Genomic DNA, 16,364 nt, shown 5'->3' with positions numbered 1-16,364 from the left:
AAGCCAGACTCAGGCGATGATGGCGGTGACTTACGCAATAGCCTCACACAGACGTGACTTCATATCGCTATACGTTTGTGCGGCATATTTTTCTGCCCACCCCTGATCGGTAATGTGCTCAATATTTACGGCGCAATATTTGGTTTCCGGCGTTTTCGAAATAGGATCGAGATTGTCCTGGGTTAACTCGTTACACGCGCCAATCCACCATTGATAGGTCATATAGACCGTTCCGGCATTGATGCGCTCGGAGACATCCGCGCGGCTGATAACCTTACCGCGGCGCGAGCTGACCCATACCAGATCGCGATGACGAATACCCAATTTTTCAGCATCATGGGTATTGATTTGCACATACCCAGGCTCGTCTGCCAGTGCCTGCAATGCTGCGCAGTTGCCGGTCATCGAACGGCAGGAGTAGTGCCCAACCTCACGCACGGTACACAGCACCAGCGGATATTGTTCATCAGGAACTTCTGCAGGCGCTCGCCACGGTGCGGCAAACAGTTTGCCTTTGCCATTGGCGGTATCAAACTGGCTGTGCGCGTAAAGGTAGGGCGTACCAGGACTATCGAGATCGGGACATGGCCACTGAACATGACCCATCTCACCCATTTTCTCATAGGTCACGCCGTAGAACAGTGGACACAGCTCGCGCATCTCATCCCAGATTTGCTGGTTATTTTGATACTGCATTGGATAACCCATTTCGCTGGCCAGCAGGCTGATAATCTCCCAGTCACGCTTTACATCACCGGTGGGGTCAATCGCTTTCTCAAAACGCTGGAAACCGCGATCGGCGCAGGTAAAGACGCCACCGTGTTCACCCCATGAGGTGGCAGGCAGGAGGACATCGGCCATTTCCGCCGTCTTGGTCATGAAGATATCCTGCACGACGATAAAATCGAGCGCGTTAAATCCTTCGCGGACCAGACCCAAATCGGCCTCGGTTTGCAGCGGGTCTTCTCCCATGATGTAGTAGGCTTTGATTTTGCCTTCGATAGCCAGATGCGGAACTTCGGTGATGCGGGTCCCAACCTTGTCATCCATCTGATTAACGTCAATGCCCCATGCGGCGGCAAATTTCTCCCTGACGGCGAAATCGGTTACGTCCTGATACCCTGGAAACTGGTTAGGCAGCACCCCCATATCGCACGCGCCCTGCACGTTATTTTGCCCGCGCACCGGGCCAACACCGACGTTAGGGCGTCCCAGATTTCCGGTCAGCAAGGCCAGGCTCGACAAACCACGAACCACGTCAACGGCCTGACCAAACTGGGTGACGCCCATCCCCCACATCACGGTGGACGATGGCGCCGCAGCAAATGTACGCATCGCCTGACGAACCTGCTGTGCGGGAACACCGGTTAAATGTTCAACGTCTTCAGGCGCATACTCCTTAACGGTTTCCCAGTATGTTTCCAGTCCTTCCGCATGCTTTTGTACATACTCGCGATCGTAGAGTTGCTCCTCGATGAGAACATGGCCAAACGCGTTGACCAGCGCCATATTGCAACCGTTTTTCAACTGCAAATGTTGGTCAGCGATACGGGCAGTTTCAATACGGCGTGGGTCGCAGACAATGATTTTTGCGCCGTTCTGGCGAGCTTTAATTACCCGGCGGGCCACAATTGGGTGTGAATCGGCACAGTTATAACCAAAGATCAGCAGGCATTTTGAGTTTTCAATGTCGCTGATGGAATTGCTCATGGCGCCATTGCCTAACGTTTCCTGTAACCCGGCCACGGAAGGGCCGTGACAGACGCGGGCACAGCAATCGACATTGTTGGTATGGAGCACGCCACGTGCGAATTTTTGCATCACGTAGTTGGTCTCATTCCCAGTTCCACGGGAAGATCCGGTGGTCATGATGGCACGAGGGCCATAGGTATTTTTGATTTCAGTTAAGCGTTTTGCGGTGTAGCGAATGGCTTCATCCCAGCTAACGGGAGTGAATTTTCCACTTTTTTCATAACGGATCATCGGGCGGGTCAGACGGGGAGTCAGAAGGCGAGTGTCGTTAAGAAAGTCCCAACCATAATAGCCTTTCAGGCATAACTGATTTTGGTTCGTTACACCCTCTGCGGCCTCAGCGCGGATGATTTTGTTATTCTCAACAACAAGCTTGAGCTTGCACCCGGCCCCACAGTATGGGCATACACTGGTGATTTTTTTCATCAATAACAGACCTGTTAAATGCTGAAATAGCGCGAATTGTAGACGCAGTCACGCGATACGCATCGCGGACTACGATGTGTCGTAGTGACGGGCTGTTTAAGCATAAAGTGTGCCAGAAGTGAAAACCCAGCAATAGCAGGGGCTGACGGCCAAAGCGTTAAGCAGAATGACTGACGATTCGACATTAATGACGAGGCGCGACAAAATTAGTCTGCCGGTCAGCGGTGTAACCTTATGAAACATCAGAAAAAGATGAAAAACAGAAGTGATAGCGATCACAAATTTTAATTTTTCAGCGCTATGCTATGCTTTTATACGACGAGTGAATCGTTAATTTAAAAACATAAGCGAGGGAAATTATGGGCATTATTTCATGGGTGGTTTTCGGTCTTATTGCTGGGATTTTGGCAAAATGGATTATGCCGGGTAAAGATGGCGGCGGATTCTTTATGACCATTATCTTAGGGGTTGTCGGTGCGGTAGTGGGTGGCTGGATCAGCACCTTCTTTGGTTTTGGTAAAGTCGATGGTTTCAACTTCGGTAGTTTCGCCGTGGCGGTGATCGGTGCGATTGTGGTGTTGTTTATCTACAGAAAAATCAAAAGCTAAGTAAACATACAGACAATAGAGGCCACTAATATGTGGCCTTTTTCTTAGGTCACCACCAGCCGAATTCTGTTCCCAGAACGACGATGATAGCCACGCCAATCATAATAAGCGTTGTTTTTTTCATCGTTATGCTCCCGGCGCAGCGTAGCCGCCAATAAAAAACCAGGATAAGAAAACGACAGCGGAAATGAAAATGATGACGGGGAAAATAATACCGAGTCGCATACGATTATCTGCCAGAGTTATTTAAAGACGGGTTAGCATAGCAGGGCTTAATGTACGACAAAAGTGGTTTTATCCTGACGCTTTTTATCCTTGTACATTGCGCTGTCTGCGAGGTGAAGCGCGCAGTTTACATCAGTCTCCAACGGATTAATTTCCACCACGCCCAGACTGGCGCCAGGATAAAATAGATGAATGTCACCCAGGTGGTAGTCACCGCAAATTTGCTGTTGTAGCTGAATTTTCACCTGCTGCAGGCGGTCCCGCGGATCCCTGTCATCTTCCGGTGACAGGCTCACGACTAAAAATTCGTCACCACCCAGTCGGCCAAGGATATCGTTGTCACCGCATTCGCGAAGCAGACGCTGACCAATCTGGATCAGAAACTGGTCGCCAACCTCGTGGCCAAAGCGGTCATTGATCAATTTGAAATCATCCAAATCAATATAGGCAAAAATAATCTTCTGCCTGAGATGTCGGGCAAGGGAAAAAAGAGTCTCAACATTTTCAAAAATGGCGCGCCGATTCGGTAATCCGGTCAGGGCATCGGTGTAGGAGTGAGCAATCAGCGCGGCATTCGCTTCGCGTAACTGAGCAACCAGCGACTCTTTTTGAATAGACTGGGCGATCAGGCCCGCAAACAGATGTAACACCTGTTCGCCACGTTGGCTTAATGCGTGCTGGTGGCGACTGGTGGCGCAGAGCGTACCGTAAAACGTTCCGTCGGGAAGATGAACCGGCGTGCTCAGGAAAGTGGTTATCTCCAGCGCGCGGGCGGCGGTACACTCCGGCCAGCGAGCGGGGACGTTGTCGCTGTACAGACAGTTTTCGTCTATGGCGCGTTTGCATAGCGTCTCATCCCAGGGTACGGACAGCCCTTCAGGGATCTGCATCTGCTTGCTATTGCGCGCATACAAAATATGCTGCAGGCGGGCATCTAAATCGACCTTAGTTAAATAGGTGGATTCCATCTCAGTCACCACTTCCAGCATCTCCAGAAGTTGCCGAACCAGGCTCTCAACTGACTGCTCCGTGGCTAAGGATTGTGAGACTCTGGCAAGGATCATGTCCGACATGAGGTGTAAATGCTCCTGAGTAATGACTGGGCTGACGTGGCCCGCATGATAGAACATCAAGATGAAAGATGAAACACGCCATCCCGCTCAAAACTTAAACATTAAATTGAAAGCTGACAGTAAAACATGGAGATAGATGGAAAGTCGGGGTAACCTGCCGGGATAAGGTTTTTAACAGGAGTCGATATGAAACTGGCGTCTATTATTTTGCCCGGCTTGTTGGTGTTAGCGGGATGTACCACTCAGCCCGAAGCCCCCAAACCGCCGAAGATTGGTCTGGCGAATCCGGCATCGGTATATTGCGAACAAAAGGGCGGCTCGCTGATTGCGGTGCAGACCCCGCAAGGCGTAAGGTCGGACTGCAAATTACCGGGCGGGGAAGTGATTGATGAATGGGCGCTCTGGCGCAGAGATCATCCGACAACGGGCAAATGAAATCCGGTTAGCATTGACGTATCCATTCAGCCAGCACCAGCGCGTGGTTTTGCTGGGTGTTTTTCGCCGCATACAGTAGCGTTAAGGTTTGCTGTCGGGCAATCTCTGCGAGACGCTTTCCTTCCTGCTGCTGTAGGGCCAGTTCAGCGCGATATTGCTCCGAAAAGTGTGTGAAATCAATCAATTCTGCGTGGAACGCCTTGCGTAAATCAGATGACGGCGTAAGCGCTTTATTCCATTCGTTAAAAATAAGGTCGGTCTTTTTTACCCCGCGAGGCCACAGCCTGTCGACCAGTACGCGATAACCATCATTTTTTTCTGCTGGGTCATACACGCGTTTACATTGAATTTTCATCTTCTCATCCGCTCCATTAATCCACTGCTTTGATTTATTTCGACACCTTTATTACGGTTAAATAAGATCGTAAAACGTGACAATTGTAACATTCTGCCCGTCCTGACTCCCAATTTAAGGGATTGTGATACCAACAAAAAATCGGTAGGCTGAGGCTCCTTATATTGTCCCTCATTGTCTGGACATAAGGAAAGCTTAATGGAAATTTCCCCGTTTAAAGATACGCTTCGCATTGCGCTGGTGGGTGATTACAGCCCTGATATTGTGGCGCATCAGGCCATTCCTCTTGCTATCGATGATGCCGCTGCCGTTCTGGAATTAGTGGCTGATTATGACTGGCTAACCACCTCTGATATTAGCAGCAGTGAAGATCTGATTGGCTATGATGCTATTTGGGTCGTTCCTGGCAGTCCATATCGGCACCTAGAAGGCGCACTGATCGCGATACGCTACGCGCGTGAAAACAGCATCCCATTCCTCGGGACCTGTGGCGGTTTTCAACATGCGATTCTGGAGTATGCCCGCAACGTGCTGGGCTGGAGTGATGCTGCCCATGCGGAAACGGATACCACGGGGCGGATGGTCATCGCACCGTTGACCTGCTCGCTGGTAGAAAAAACGGATGATATTGAACTGAGGGCCAATACGCTGATTGCCAAAGCCTACGGACGGGGTGTTATCTCCGAGGGGTATCACTGCAACTATGGCGTATCGGAAGATTTTGCCGCCGAGCTTGAGAGCGGTGATCTTCGTGTGACTGGCTGGGATGAGGCTGGTGATATCCGTGCCATTGAGCTGGTGACGCATCCTTTTTTTGTCGGCACACTCTTTCAGCATGAACGTGGAGCGCTGGCGGGAAAACCCGTGCCGTTAGTTCAGGCAATGCTGCGCGCTGCGCGAGGATAAAAAAACGGGCAGGTTGTACCCAAACCTGCCCGCTGCTTTATGCGCTTGCGATCTCCCGATTACGCCCTGCGCACAGACCAAACACTGCCATCAGTATCGCTAACACGGCGACCCCAGCTAATGGAATCAGCCAGCTACCATTGAGGTCGTGAATCTTGCCCATCAGCGGTGGCCCACAGGCGGCCAGTAAATACCCGACGGACTGTGCCATGCCGGACAGGGCCGCGGCCTGATGCGCTGAGCTTGCGCGCAGGCCAATAAAGGTCAAACCAAGGATCATTGTGGCGCCTGAGCCAAAGCCAAACAGTATGGTCCACAGTAAAGCCTGCCCGGGTATTACCGCGAATCCCGCTGCGCCGACGGCGCACATTAACGAAACCAGTGCGGCGATGGCGCGCTGATCCTTAAATCTGTTCAGGACGAGAGGGATCAATAACCCCGGCGCGGCGGTTGCCAGTTGCAGTAAACCATGCAACGAACCGGCCTGCGCTTCGCTGTAGCCGTGGCTGATTAAAATGGCGGGTAGCCAGCCAATGATCACGTAGTAGATAAGTGAATTGATCCCGAGAAACAGCGTCACCTGCCAGGCAAGGCTCGAGCGCCAGATCGCGCGGGAATGCAAAGCGCGCGAGTTGCTCAAACTGGCATTGGCTGTCTGGCGACATTGGGGTAACCAGATAATCAGCGCCAGCAGCGGAAAGACCATCAGTACCATCAGCGCACCGCGCCAGCCAAACCCGTTCAGCGCCAGCGGAACCACAATAGCTGAACCCAGTGCCGCCGCTGCGCCCATAGTCAGCGAGTATGCGCCAGTGAGTTTTGCCACATGCTGAGCAAAATCACGCTTAATTAGCCCAGGTAACAGCACATTTCCCAGCGCGATTCCGCAACCAATGATAGCGGTGCCGCTAAACAGGAAACCTGGCGTGGGCAGAGAACGTATCGCAATACCTACGCAAATCAGTAGCATTGCGGCAAACAGGCTGCGTTCGATACCCCAACGGCGTGCAACGGCGGCGGCCAGAGGCGATACCAGTGCGAAGGCCAGCAGCGGCAGGGTGGTCAGAAGTCCCGTCTGGGCGGTACTCAGGCCGTAGTCGGTGCGAATTGCATCCAGCAGCGGGGCGGCTCCGGTAAAGGTGACGCGCAGCGTGGTGGCAATCATCAGGATCCCCGCGATCAGCCAGGCTGCGTTTTTGCCGCGGGAGGAAGGCATATTTGTCATTTTTTTCTCATATCGTCAGGCGAGGCGATACTTTAGCGTTTTTACTCAATGGATGAATCAAGCTAAAATGACAGTTTATCGCTAAAAACGGACATTTTTATGTTAGGACTGAGGCTGGATGGGTATGAGCCCGACCTTTACCACGATGCGGCGGTGGCGTTTTGTATACAGGCCCGGGAAGATGAACTCTTCAGTCCGCTGCATCAGCACCGTAAGGGGCAGTTGATTCTGGCCTTGCATGGCGCGATCACCTGTGAGGTTGAAAATGCTATGTGGATGGTGCCTCCACAATATGCGGTATGGATCCCCGGTGAAATTCCACACAGCAACCACGTTACCGTTGGGGCGCAACTGTGCTTTTTGTTTATTGAGCCGCAGGCAGTAGTGATGCCTGAACGCTGCTGCACCCTGAAAATCGCCCCGTTATGTCGGGAGCTCATTCTGGCGCTGGCGTCCAAAACGGATGATCAACGGCTGGAGCCCTCTACCCAGCGGCTGACGCAAGTGCTATTTGATGAACTCCCGCAGCAGCCGCAGGAGCAAATGCAGTTGCCGGTTTCCGATCACCCGAAAATCCGCAGAATGGTCGCGACGATGGCGCGGGAGCCCGCGCAGTGGCAGACGCTGGGACAGTGGGCCAGCGTATTTGCGATGAGTGAGCGGAACCTCGCCCGTCTGGTCGTTAAAGAAACGGGGTTGAGTTTTCGCCGCTGGCGTCACCAGCTTCAATTAATTCTGGCGCTGCAGGCGCTGATAGATGGCCATAACGTGCAACAGGTTGCGCAAATGCTCGGTTACGATTCGACCACAGCATTTATCACCATGTTCAAAAAAGGCCTGGGACAGACGCCAGGCCGTTATCTGGCTGGACTGGCTACTGCTTCCCAACAATCAATGACACCAGACCTGCCGCAATGAGCGGTCCCACCGGCACACCGCGAAATAGCGCCACGCCCAGTACCGTACCCACCAGTAAACCGGCCACAAGCTGAGGCTGGCTACCCATGAGCGTGACACCGCGCCCGCCAAGCCAGGAGACGAATACCCCGATGGCAATAGCGACCAGTGATTTCCAGTTCACAAAGGAGTGGATGAGCGTGGAGGGGGGGAGCGTTCCGCTGGCGATCGGCGCCATGACGCCAATGGTTAGAATTATAATCCCGACGGTCAGGCCCTGTTTTTCTATCCATGGAAAGAACGTATTCAGAGGGGTAACACGAACAATGATCAGCACCAGAATTGAAACAGCGACAGTGGTGTTGTGGCTGACAAAGCCCAGAGCTGCCAGTCCGAGCAGGATCAGCAGAGTGACATCAAACATCGTAGTTTCCTTGCCAAAAGAAAAAATAAGCCTGCTTACTGTACGCGTAAACGCGTGACGGAACAGGCTTTTTTTAATGATTATGATTTTTTTTGGGCTAATGCACGATGCTACGTTTTTACACCTGACTCGGACGGCTATGGTACGCGGCGGAACGGGAGTAATTCCGGTTGCGCGATACGCAGGTAATCTGCGGTATCCATGATCACGGATTTTTCCAGCACTCCGGCATTGAACGCAATTTCGTTAAAACGCTCAAACAATAGCGGATCGGCGACCAGCTTAAGATTTGGATGGAAGCTAAACGGTGGAATAGCGCCGAATACGCAGCCTGTCAGCGCATCGACTTCCGCCGGGCTGGCAAGTGATGCTCTTAACCCGCCGATATGACTGGCTAACAGGCTCAGGTCGGCCTGCTGGTCGGCAGAAAGAATCGCCAGGACATGCTGATTAACGCCGTTGCCTTTGACCTTACAAACCAGCGCTTTTGCTCCCTGGCCCAGTGCGGTACCGCGAATTTCAGAAACCGCTTCACATTTGCCGACCGCTTCATGGCTTACCACGCGATACGTCGCGCCTTGTTCTGACAACAGCGAAATTAAACGCTGATGCGTTGCGTTACCTTTGTTCACTTCCGTCATGACTTACTCCTGGTACAACAATGAAAATCCTGTCAGAAAAATGATTACGCATCCGCGCGTTTTTTCTGTTTGTTCAGGTAGAGCTGTGCATCGGATGCTTTGTAGGCATCATCAATGGTGTCGTTTGGCTGCATATTATAAATCCCTGCGGAGAAGCTGATTGCTCTATCTTGCGCAATAATTTGTAAGTTATAGCGAATCCTCTCCAGCAGACGAGGCGTTAATTCAGCGGGGTAATCGATGAGGATAATGCAAAACTCATCCCCACCGAGGCGTATGGCATAGTCGTTTTTGCGAATCGAGGTTTGAATGGCTCTAGCCAGAATGGTGATAATTCGATCGCCTTCCTTATGCCCCAGCGTATCATTAATGACTTTTAGTTTATCGCAATCAATGGCGATAAAGGTCACGAGGGTGCCCGCGTTTACCAACTGCTGTAAACGCTGTTCGAGCGTCGGCGTTAAAATTTTGCGGTTGTAGAGCCCGGTCATTGCGTCACTGATATTTTCACGCGTGACGTTGTGATACAGCCGAAAATGCGTTCTGACCATATTCAGCAACAGTATTGTCGCCAGCAGATAGAAGGCGAATACTTTCCAGGAGGAGACAATAAAGTACATAAAATCAAGCGATAAGGTGATGCGTATACCGCCGGGCATGTCCTCCTGGTAGTGAACATAGCTAAACAGGTTGTTCTCACTTTGGTGAACGAGTATCTCTTTACCTGAGTTGATGTCCGAAAGCGTCACGTTAAGATAGCGCCAGACGAGAGGGCGGTCGCTGGTATAGAAAATATTCTTTAAATTCTCTTTGTTAATATCCACCATCACCACGCCTTTTAACTTACCGGCATAGTAGACCGGTGTTAAAAAGCTCATCACTTTTTTCTCGGTCAGGTTATCTTCATAAATACGGGAGATTACCGTGCGGCCAGTGAAAATACCGTCAATATCATTCTGGTTGATACCCAGGTTTCCTTTTTGCAAAAACGACCAGTTGTGTATCGCAAATTTCCGCGAGTCGACCAGATCAAAGAAATAGACGTAGTTATTTTTGAGATCGACGTAATATCGAAATTTATACTCCTGCATACCTAAACCATGACCGTAATCTTTCTGTTCACGATTAACGTTTACCGCCCGGTCAAAAGAGGGCAGTAGAAATATGTCTTCAAGTTTCTCGCTACATTTTGTGGTGGGGGTTTGCAACGTACCGTGTAATGGTAGGTAGTTATGCTGGGTGAGGTTGAGCCCATGAGTGCCGTTAACGCTGTCGAAAGCGTTGCAAAGTGCTTTTTGTTGCTCGATAGAAGCGGGTACCTGGGGGGATGAAAATGTGCGCATCAGATGGGCTGCAATACTTTGATTAGTATACTTATCATAGAGAAACGATGAGTCGGCTTTCTCATTGATATAGCGCATGTACGCATTCATTGCTTTATCGCTGGCAATGAGCTCATAAACCAAAAAAGAAAATGTCAAAACAACTACGCTGACGGAGATAAAGAGCCTGAGCGCTTTATGATGCAATTGCATAATGATGTACAGCCCTGTAAGTCTGATACTTCAGTCTATCACACGGCATTCATCCGCTCTAACGCTACTGGGAAGGGCATTTTGTAATAAAAATCATTCGCGTGCTTCACCTTTAACTCTTATTGTTGTATTTATAATGCAACTTATAAGGAAGGAGACAAGCAGATGAGCGCGACTGATAAAGCGGGCCATACGTTCTTAGCCAGCCTGGGCAAAACCCGTCTGCGTCCGGGGGGCGTTGAAGCAACAGAGTGGTTGTTCAGCCAGTCACAGCTGACGCCCGACAGCCAGGTGCTGGAAGTGGCGTGCAACATGGCCACGACGGCGATAGAGTTAGTTCAACGTTTTGGTTGTACGGTATACGCCATTGATATGGATAAAATCGCACTGGCAAACGCCAGAAATAACGTGACGGCAAATGGTCTGGAAAATCACATTCACGTTATGGCAGCTAACGCTAACACCCTTCCATTTGCGGATAACAGTTTCGACGTTGTGATTAACGAAGCCATGCTGACAATGTATGCCGATAAAGCGAAGGCGAAGTTAATTGCCGAGTATTATCGCGTATTGAAGCCCGGCGGGCGTCTGTTAACTCACGACATTATGTTCACCGCACAAAAACTGGTCGCGGGCGAGCAGGGCCAGCTTGTAGAGGTAGTGAAATCAAACGTTAGCCCGATGACCAGACAAGGCTGGCGAGATTTATTTCTGAACGGTGGGTTTGCACAGGTCTTGCAGCAGAATGGCGATATGTCGCTGATGTCGCCGCGAGGATTAATTCGTGATGAAGGGCTGACTGGGGCGGTTAAAATTGTGTTTAACGGCTTACGCACACGCGAAAATCGTCGCCGGTTCCTGAAAATGTTTCGCTTCTTCCGTTCGCAACGTCACCAGCTAAACTACATTGCCTGCTGCTCCGTAAAGGGAAAATAAAAAGGATAAACGGATGAATATTGATAAAATGAAAAATCAGCATGTTGAAATTCTGGAAAAAATATCATTTCTACGTACCTTGAGCCATGCAGGCGTATCATCCAATGCCCAGGAAATTGCAACTGCGATCGTTAGCATGAGTGCCATTATAAAAACACATTTGTCTGCTGAAGATCAGTTCCTTTATCCACATATTGAGCAGGATGGAAATAGTACGCTCAGACAGGTTAGCTCAAAATTTCAACGTGAAATGACGGATATCGTCAGCGAATATGAAGTTTTTTCCCGGCGCTGGAATATTGCCAGTAAATTAAAAGGTAATGATGAGGCATTCAGACGTGATGCCAACAATGTTCTACGCAAAGTGTATGAGCGTATGCAAAAAGAAAATAAAGACTTCTATCCGCTGGTGGAAAGGATGTAGGGTGTTTTAAAACACAATGATAAAAGGATGGCGAAGTGTCAGAAAAACACTGGTCGAGAATGGAGTACCTTCATCAGACAGTGACCAACCCTAATATAGTTATTAAGGGTACGCATAGCTATTACAGTGACTGCTGGGATCAAGGATTCGAACGTTCGGTGGTGCGGTATTTACTCGGTGATGAGATCAGCCGGGACTGGGAACCGCTTGGGCATTTGGATAAGTTGATTATTGGGAATTTCGTCTGCATTGGCGCTGAGAGCGTTATTCTGATGGGGGGAAATAGTACGCACCGGCTTGACTGGATCAGTCTTTATCCCTTTATGGCGTCGATCAAAGATGCCTACGAGTTTCGGGGTGACACGGTGTTGCATGATGGTTGCTGGTTAGGCATGCGCGCCATGATCATGCCAGGCGTTACGCTCGGGGAAGGCGCTGTTGTCGCAGCAGGTGCGGTGGTGACTAAAGATGTGCCACCGTATGCGGTAGTCGGCGGTAATCCGGCAAAAATAATAAAATATCGCCTGCCGGTGGGGGATATTGAACGAATACTGGCCCTTAATTTGTATCAACTTCCGGAAGAGTCGCTCGTGAAAATGCAACCGCTGTTGTCTTCTGGCGATATTTCCGCGCTCGAAGTGGAAGTGGCTAGCCTGAGACAAAATGCTAAATGACATAACATGTGGTCGAAACGCGAGGTCATAAAAATCAACCAGAGGAGATAACCTCTGGCTGATTTATGTATGTGGTTAGCTATTGCTGGTTGTACTTTGCTTATGAAACAGTTCGCGAAAGACCGGATAAATGTCATCCTGGTCGCGGATATGCTGCATCGCAAAGTTTTCAAACGTTGATTGCAGATGTTCGTATTCACGCCACAAGGTCTGGTGCGCGCGGCGGGTGATTTCGATATAGCTATAATATCGCACCATCGGCAGCAGTTTTTTCGCCAGAATCTCATGACACAACGGGGAATCATCCGCCCAGTTATCACCGTCCGAGGCCTGTGCGGCATAGATGTTCCACTGGGCCGGGTCGTAACGGTCTTTTACCACTTCATCCATTAACTTCAGCGCGCTGGAAACAATGGTTCCCCCGGTTTCCTGAGAGTAGAAGAACTCGTGCTCATCCACCTCTTTCGCCTGGGTATGGTGGCGAATATAAACCACTTCCACGTTTTTGTAGGTCCGACTCAAGAACAGATACAGCAAGATATAAAAACGCTTGGCCATATCTTTGGTCGACTGATCCATTGAACCGGAGACGTCCATCAGACAGAACATCACTGCCTGGCTGGAAGGATCGGGCCGTTTTTCATAATTCTTGTAGCGTAAATCAAAGGTGTCGATAAACGGCACGCGTTCGATTTTTGCCCGTAGTTCGGCAATCTCTTTGCGTAACCGTTCCTCTTCCAGCAACTGCGCTGGTTCACTTTTTGCGATGGTTTCCAGATCCGCTTCGAGCGCATGCAATTCGCGACGCTTACCTGCCGTCATCGCTGTGCGGCGCGCCAGTGAGTTTTGCAGGGAGCGAACCACGCTAATGTTGGCAGGCACGCCGTTAGAGGTGAAACCTGCCCGGTGCGTTTTGTACTCCGTTAACTGACGCTGCTGATTCTGCTTCAGGTTAGGAAGTGCTAAATCTTCGAACAACAGATCGAGATATTCATCTTTAGAGATCTGGAAGACGAACTCATCCTGACCCTCGCCATCCTGGCTGGCCTGGCCTTGTCCGCTTCCTGAACCGCCGCCGCCGCCCTGCGGGCGTTCAATGCGGTCGTTCTGCACAAAATGGTCGTTACCCGGATGCACGCGATGGCGCAAGCCGCCACGCCCCTGATGGAACATCGGTTCGCTAATATCATCAGTTGGAATAGAGACAGATTCGCCGCTATCCACATCAGTCACCGAACGCTTGTTAATGGCCTCGGAGATCGACTGTTTAATTTGCGATTTATAACGGCGTAAGAAGCGCTGGCGGTTTACCGTGCTCTTGTTTTTGCCGTTAAGACGCCGGTCAATAAACCAGGTCATAAGCCCCCCGTACTGCATTTGCCAACTTTATGCTACATCAGTAACGCCGGATGCGCTGAGCATATCCGGCCTACGGATGTGTATTGTAGGCCCGGCAAGCGTACGCGCCTCCGGGCACTTATTTTAAGACGATTTACGTACGCGCAAATACCATTCGCACAGTAAACGTACCTGCTTACGCGTGTAGCCTTTTTCCATCATCCGGTCGACAAAATCGTCGTGTTTTTTCTGCTCGTCAGTTGAGGTTTTGGCGTTGAACGAAATGACCGGCAGCAGTTCCTCGGTATTGGAGAACATTTTCTTCTCAATGACCGTGCGCAGTTTTTCGTAACTGGTCCAGTTTGGATTGCGACCGCTGTTATTCGCTCTGGCACGCAGAACAAAGTTGACGATCTCGTTACGGAAATCTTTGGGGTTACTGATACCCGCCGGTTTCTCAATTTTCTCCAGTTCTGAGTTCAACGACTCGCGGTCAAACAGCTGACCGGTATCCGGGTCGCGATACTCCTGATCCTGAATCCAGAAATCCGCATAAGTGACATAACGGTCGAAAATGTTTTGTCCATATTCGGAATAGGATTCGAGATAAGCCGTCTGGATCTCTTTGCCAATGAACTCAGCATATTTCGGGATCAGATAGCCTTTCAGGAACTCAAGGTAACGTTCTGCCAGCTCCTGCGGGAACTGTTCACGCTCGATTTGCTGCTCCAGTACGTAGAACAGATGCACCGGGTTAGCTGCCACTTCGGCGTGGTCAAAGTTAAAGACGCGTGAGAGGATCTTAAACGCGAAGCGCGTGGAAAGACCGTTCATTCCCTCATCGACCCCGGCGTAATCCCGATATTCTTGATAGGACTTCGCTTTTGGATCGGTATCTTTCAGGCTTTCCCCATCGTAAACGCGCATCTTCGAGTAAATGCTCGAGTTCTCAGGCTCTTTCAGGCGAGAAAGAATGGTAAAGCGAGAGAGCGTTTCCAGCGTGCCCGGTGCGCAAGGCGCATGGGTCAGCTCACTGTGGTTAAGCAGTTTTTCGTAAATTTTGATCTCTTCGGAGATCCGCAGGCAATAAGGCACTTTGACGATGTAAACACGGTCAAGGAACGCCTCATTGTTTTTATTATTACGGAACGTCACCCATTCGGACTCGTTCGAGTGGGCAAGAATAATTCCGTTAAACGGCAGGGCAGAGATACCTTCTGTCCCGTTGTAGTTTCCTTCCTGGGTTGCGGTCAGCAGAGGATGCAGCACTTTAATTGGTGCTTTAAACATCTCAACGAACTCCATAATCCCCTGGTTTGAGCGGCACAGTGCGCCCGAATAACCGTAGGCATCAGGATCGTTCTGGGCGTGGTGTTCGAGTTTACGAATATCCACTTTCCCGACCAGCGCAGAGATATCCTGGTTGTTTTCATCACCAGGCTCCGTTTTGGCGATAGCGATCTGCTCCAGAATAGACGGCCAGACTTTGACAACGCGGAATTTTGTAATGTCCCCGCCAAAATCATGCAGACGTTTTGCAGCCCAGGGCGACATGATCGTACCGAGATAACGACGCGGGATCCCATACTCTTTTTCCAGGATCTGCGCGTCTTCCTGTGGGTTAAACAGGCATAACGGATGATCGTTTACCGGGCTACGTTCGCCGTTGGCGCTCAGGACATAAATCGGTACTCGCTGCATCAGCGACTTCAGCCGCTCAGCAAGAGATGATTTCCCCCCTCCCACAGGCCCCAGCAGATACAGAATCTGCTTCTTCTCTTCCAGACCCTGAGCCGCATGCTTCAAATAAGAAACAATCTGCTCAATGGCCTCTTCCATGCCATAAAACTCTTCAAAAGCAGGGTATCGTGCAATCACCCGATTCGAAAAGAGTCGAGAAAGACGAGGTTCGTGGGCAGTGTCGACCATGACAGGCTCACCAATAGCCATTAATAGCCGCTCTGCCGCATTGGCATAAGCGCTGCGATCTTGCCGACAAGTGGTAAGAAACTCCTGCAGCGTGAACTCTTCGTCCTTGGCAGCTTCATAACGCTGGCGATAGTGATCGAATATATTCATGGTATGCCGTCCTTTCGTTTTTTTAGCACATGTTAAGAGCCGTTCATATGAATAGTAGAGGCCCCTGAAGAGGTAAACTGAACGACGTCGCTGCTGAAGAAATAAGCAACTCTCATGCCATTGTGGTGGTCAGGAGATCAACGTATTCGGTGATACACCTTCTAAAATTAAGCGTAGATGGCATTTGCAAAACTTGCCTGTGTGCGCAAATGAATTTCAATGGCATATCAATAACTCATCAGCAAAAAAAGCATATCTTTTGTAAATATATGGGGCAGGATTCATGCGGTGTTCACTGTCCTGCAAGCAAAATGTCATCACTCGCTGAGAAATTAGGGGGTTACATTCTGGAGCGAATCCGTAAAATAGTTGGGCTGAAGCGTATTGACGGTTAAACTTTGACCGCTACAC

General features: G+C 50.2%; 18 protein-coding genes. 7 read left to right on the top strand and 11 right to left on the bottom strand.

Annotation, left to right across the window (positions count from 1 at the left end; genetic code table 11):
* Positions 1–30 precede the first annotated feature (30 nt).
* Positions 31–2,178, bottom strand: coding sequence for a formate dehydrogenase subunit alpha (gene fdhF / locus HVZ52_RS12935; RefSeq protein ID WP_181598320.1), 2,148 nt, complete (start codon positions 2,176–2,178; stop codon positions 31–33).
* 359 nt (positions 2,179–2,537) lie between these two features.
* Here fdhF and HVZ52_RS12930 point away from each other — a divergent pair, with 359 nt between their 5' ends.
* Positions 2,538–2,786 (top strand): GlsB/YeaQ/YmgE family stress response membrane protein, encoded by a 249-nt coding sequence (locus HVZ52_RS12930; RefSeq protein WP_016152796.1) that lies wholly within the window; start codon positions 2,538–2,540, stop codon positions 2,784–2,786.
* Between the two features lie 49 nt (positions 2,787–2,835).
* On the opposite strand, the gene yoaJ is transcribed toward HVZ52_RS12930, so the two are convergent.
* From yoaJ to HVZ52_RS12915, 3 genes are read right to left on the bottom strand one after another with little or no spacing between them, the layout of a single operon-like run.
* Positions 2,836–2,910 (bottom strand): protein YoaJ, encoded by a 75-nt coding sequence (yoaJ, locus tag HVZ52_RS12925; RefSeq protein ID WP_101700011.1) that lies wholly within the window; start codon positions 2,908–2,910, stop codon positions 2,836–2,838.
* A 2-nt stretch (positions 2,911–2,912) separates the two neighbouring features.
* A complete protein-coding gene (locus HVZ52_RS12920) occupies positions 2,913–3,011 on the bottom strand; it encodes a YoaK family small membrane protein (protein ID WP_032941789.1) in 99 nt (32 codons plus the stop codon).
* Positions 3,012–3,058: 47 nt separating this feature from the next.
* The gene (locus HVZ52_RS12915) at positions 3,059–4,084 is read right to left on the bottom strand and encodes a sensor domain-containing diguanylate cyclase (protein ID WP_181598319.1); all 1,026 of its coding nucleotides are present in this window, start codon (positions 4,082–4,084) and stop codon (positions 3,059–3,061) included.
* Positions 4,085–4,270: 186 nt separating this feature from the next.
* Here HVZ52_RS12915 and HVZ52_RS12910 point away from each other — a divergent pair, with 186 nt between their 5' ends.
* On the top strand, positions 4,271–4,519 hold the full coding sequence (locus tag HVZ52_RS12910) for a DUF333 domain-containing protein (protein WP_016152798.1): 249 nt from the start codon (positions 4,271–4,273) through the stop codon (positions 4,517–4,519).
* A gap of 7 nt (positions 4,520–4,526) precedes the next feature.
* Here HVZ52_RS12910 and HVZ52_RS12905 read toward each other — a convergent pair whose 3' ends face one another.
* Positions 4,527–4,874: a DUF488 domain-containing protein gene (locus tag HVZ52_RS12905; protein ID WP_016152799.1), complete on the bottom strand. Its 348-nt coding sequence runs from the start codon at positions 4,872–4,874 to the stop codon at positions 4,527–4,529.
* A gap of 198 nt (positions 4,875–5,072) precedes the next feature.
* Here HVZ52_RS12905 and HVZ52_RS12900 point away from each other — a divergent pair, with 198 nt between their 5' ends.
* A complete protein-coding gene (locus HVZ52_RS12900; protein ID WP_016156299.1) occupies positions 5,073–5,780 on the top strand; it encodes a CTP synthase in 708 nt (235 codons plus the stop codon).
* Between the two features lie 37 nt (positions 5,781–5,817).
* On the opposite strand, the gene HVZ52_RS12895 is transcribed toward HVZ52_RS12900, so the two are convergent.
* Positions 5,818–7,005 (bottom strand): CynX/NimT family MFS transporter, encoded by a 1,188-nt coding sequence (locus HVZ52_RS12895; RefSeq protein WP_181598318.1) that lies wholly within the window; start codon positions 7,003–7,005, stop codon positions 5,818–5,820.
* Positions 7,006–7,104: 99 nt separating this feature from the next.
* On the opposite strand from HVZ52_RS12895, the gene HVZ52_RS12890 reads away from it, so the two are divergent.
* Positions 7,105–7,923 carry a helix-turn-helix transcriptional regulator gene (locus tag HVZ52_RS12890; RefSeq protein ID WP_047358592.1) on the top strand — a complete coding sequence of 273 codons (819 nt, stop codon included), beginning with the start codon at positions 7,105–7,107 and terminating at the stop codon, positions 7,921–7,923.
* Here HVZ52_RS12890 and HVZ52_RS12885 read toward each other — a convergent pair.
* The 3 genes from HVZ52_RS12885 to dgcJ all read right to left on the bottom strand — a co-directional run bounded on the left by HVZ52_RS12885 (position 7,880) and on the right by dgcJ (position 10,502).
* Complete coding sequence (locus HVZ52_RS12885; RefSeq protein WP_016152803.1) at positions 7,880–8,326, bottom strand: DUF441 domain-containing protein; 447 nt, start codon at positions 8,324–8,326, stop codon at positions 7,880–7,882. The genes HVZ52_RS12890 and HVZ52_RS12885 overlap by 44 nt on opposite strands.
* A 137-nt stretch (positions 8,327–8,463) precedes the next feature.
* Positions 8,464–8,967, bottom strand: coding sequence for a YbaK/prolyl-tRNA synthetase associated domain-containing protein (locus HVZ52_RS12880; protein WP_181598317.1), 504 nt, complete (start codon positions 8,965–8,967; stop codon positions 8,464–8,466).
* 44 nt (positions 8,968–9,011) lie between these two features.
* Positions 9,012–10,502, bottom strand: a complete 1,491-nt coding sequence (gene dgcJ / locus HVZ52_RS12875) for a diguanylate cyclase DgcJ (protein ID WP_016156302.1) — start codon at positions 10,500–10,502, stop codon at positions 9,012–9,014.
* 165 nt (positions 10,503–10,667) lie between these two features.
* On the opposite strand from dgcJ, the gene HVZ52_RS12870 reads away from it, so the two are divergent.
* The 3 genes from HVZ52_RS12870 to HVZ52_RS12860 are packed head-to-tail and all read left to right on the top strand — an operon-like array spanning position 10,668 to position 12,536.
* The gene (locus HVZ52_RS12870; protein WP_181598316.1) at positions 10,668–11,438 is read left to right on the top strand and encodes a class I SAM-dependent methyltransferase; all 771 of its coding nucleotides are present in this window, start codon (positions 10,668–10,670) and stop codon (positions 11,436–11,438) included.
* Between the two features lie 13 nt (positions 11,439–11,451).
* Positions 11,452–11,862: a hemerythrin domain-containing protein gene (locus tag HVZ52_RS12865; protein ID WP_169330190.1), complete on the top strand. Its 411-nt coding sequence runs from the start codon at positions 11,452–11,454 to the stop codon at positions 11,860–11,862.
* 35 nt (positions 11,863–11,897) lie between these two features.
* Positions 11,898–12,536: a CatB-related O-acetyltransferase gene (locus tag HVZ52_RS12860; protein WP_170973730.1), complete on the top strand. Its 639-nt coding sequence runs from the start codon at positions 11,898–11,900 to the stop codon at positions 12,534–12,536.
* A gap of 75 nt (positions 12,537–12,611) precedes the next feature.
* On the opposite strand, the gene HVZ52_RS12855 is transcribed toward HVZ52_RS12860, so the two are convergent.
* Together HVZ52_RS12855 and yeaG are read right to left on the bottom strand one after the other, a co-directional pair.
* Positions 12,612–13,895 (bottom strand): YeaH/YhbH family protein, encoded by a 1,284-nt coding sequence (locus HVZ52_RS12855; RefSeq protein WP_016152809.1) that lies wholly within the window; start codon positions 13,893–13,895, stop codon positions 12,612–12,614.
* A gap of 123 nt (positions 13,896–14,018) precedes the next feature.
* Entirely contained in the window at positions 14,019–15,953 is a 1,935-nt protein-coding gene (gene yeaG / locus HVZ52_RS12850; protein ID WP_016152810.1) for a protein kinase YeaG, read from the bottom strand.
* Positions 15,954–16,364 lie beyond the last annotated feature (411 nt).

The organism is Citrobacter sp. RHB36-C18, assembly GCF_013814485.1.
Classification (GTDB): Bacteria; Pseudomonadota; Gammaproteobacteria; order Enterobacterales; family Enterobacteriaceae; genus Citrobacter; species Citrobacter braakii.
This window is presented reverse-complemented; position numbering and strand designations above follow the sequence as displayed.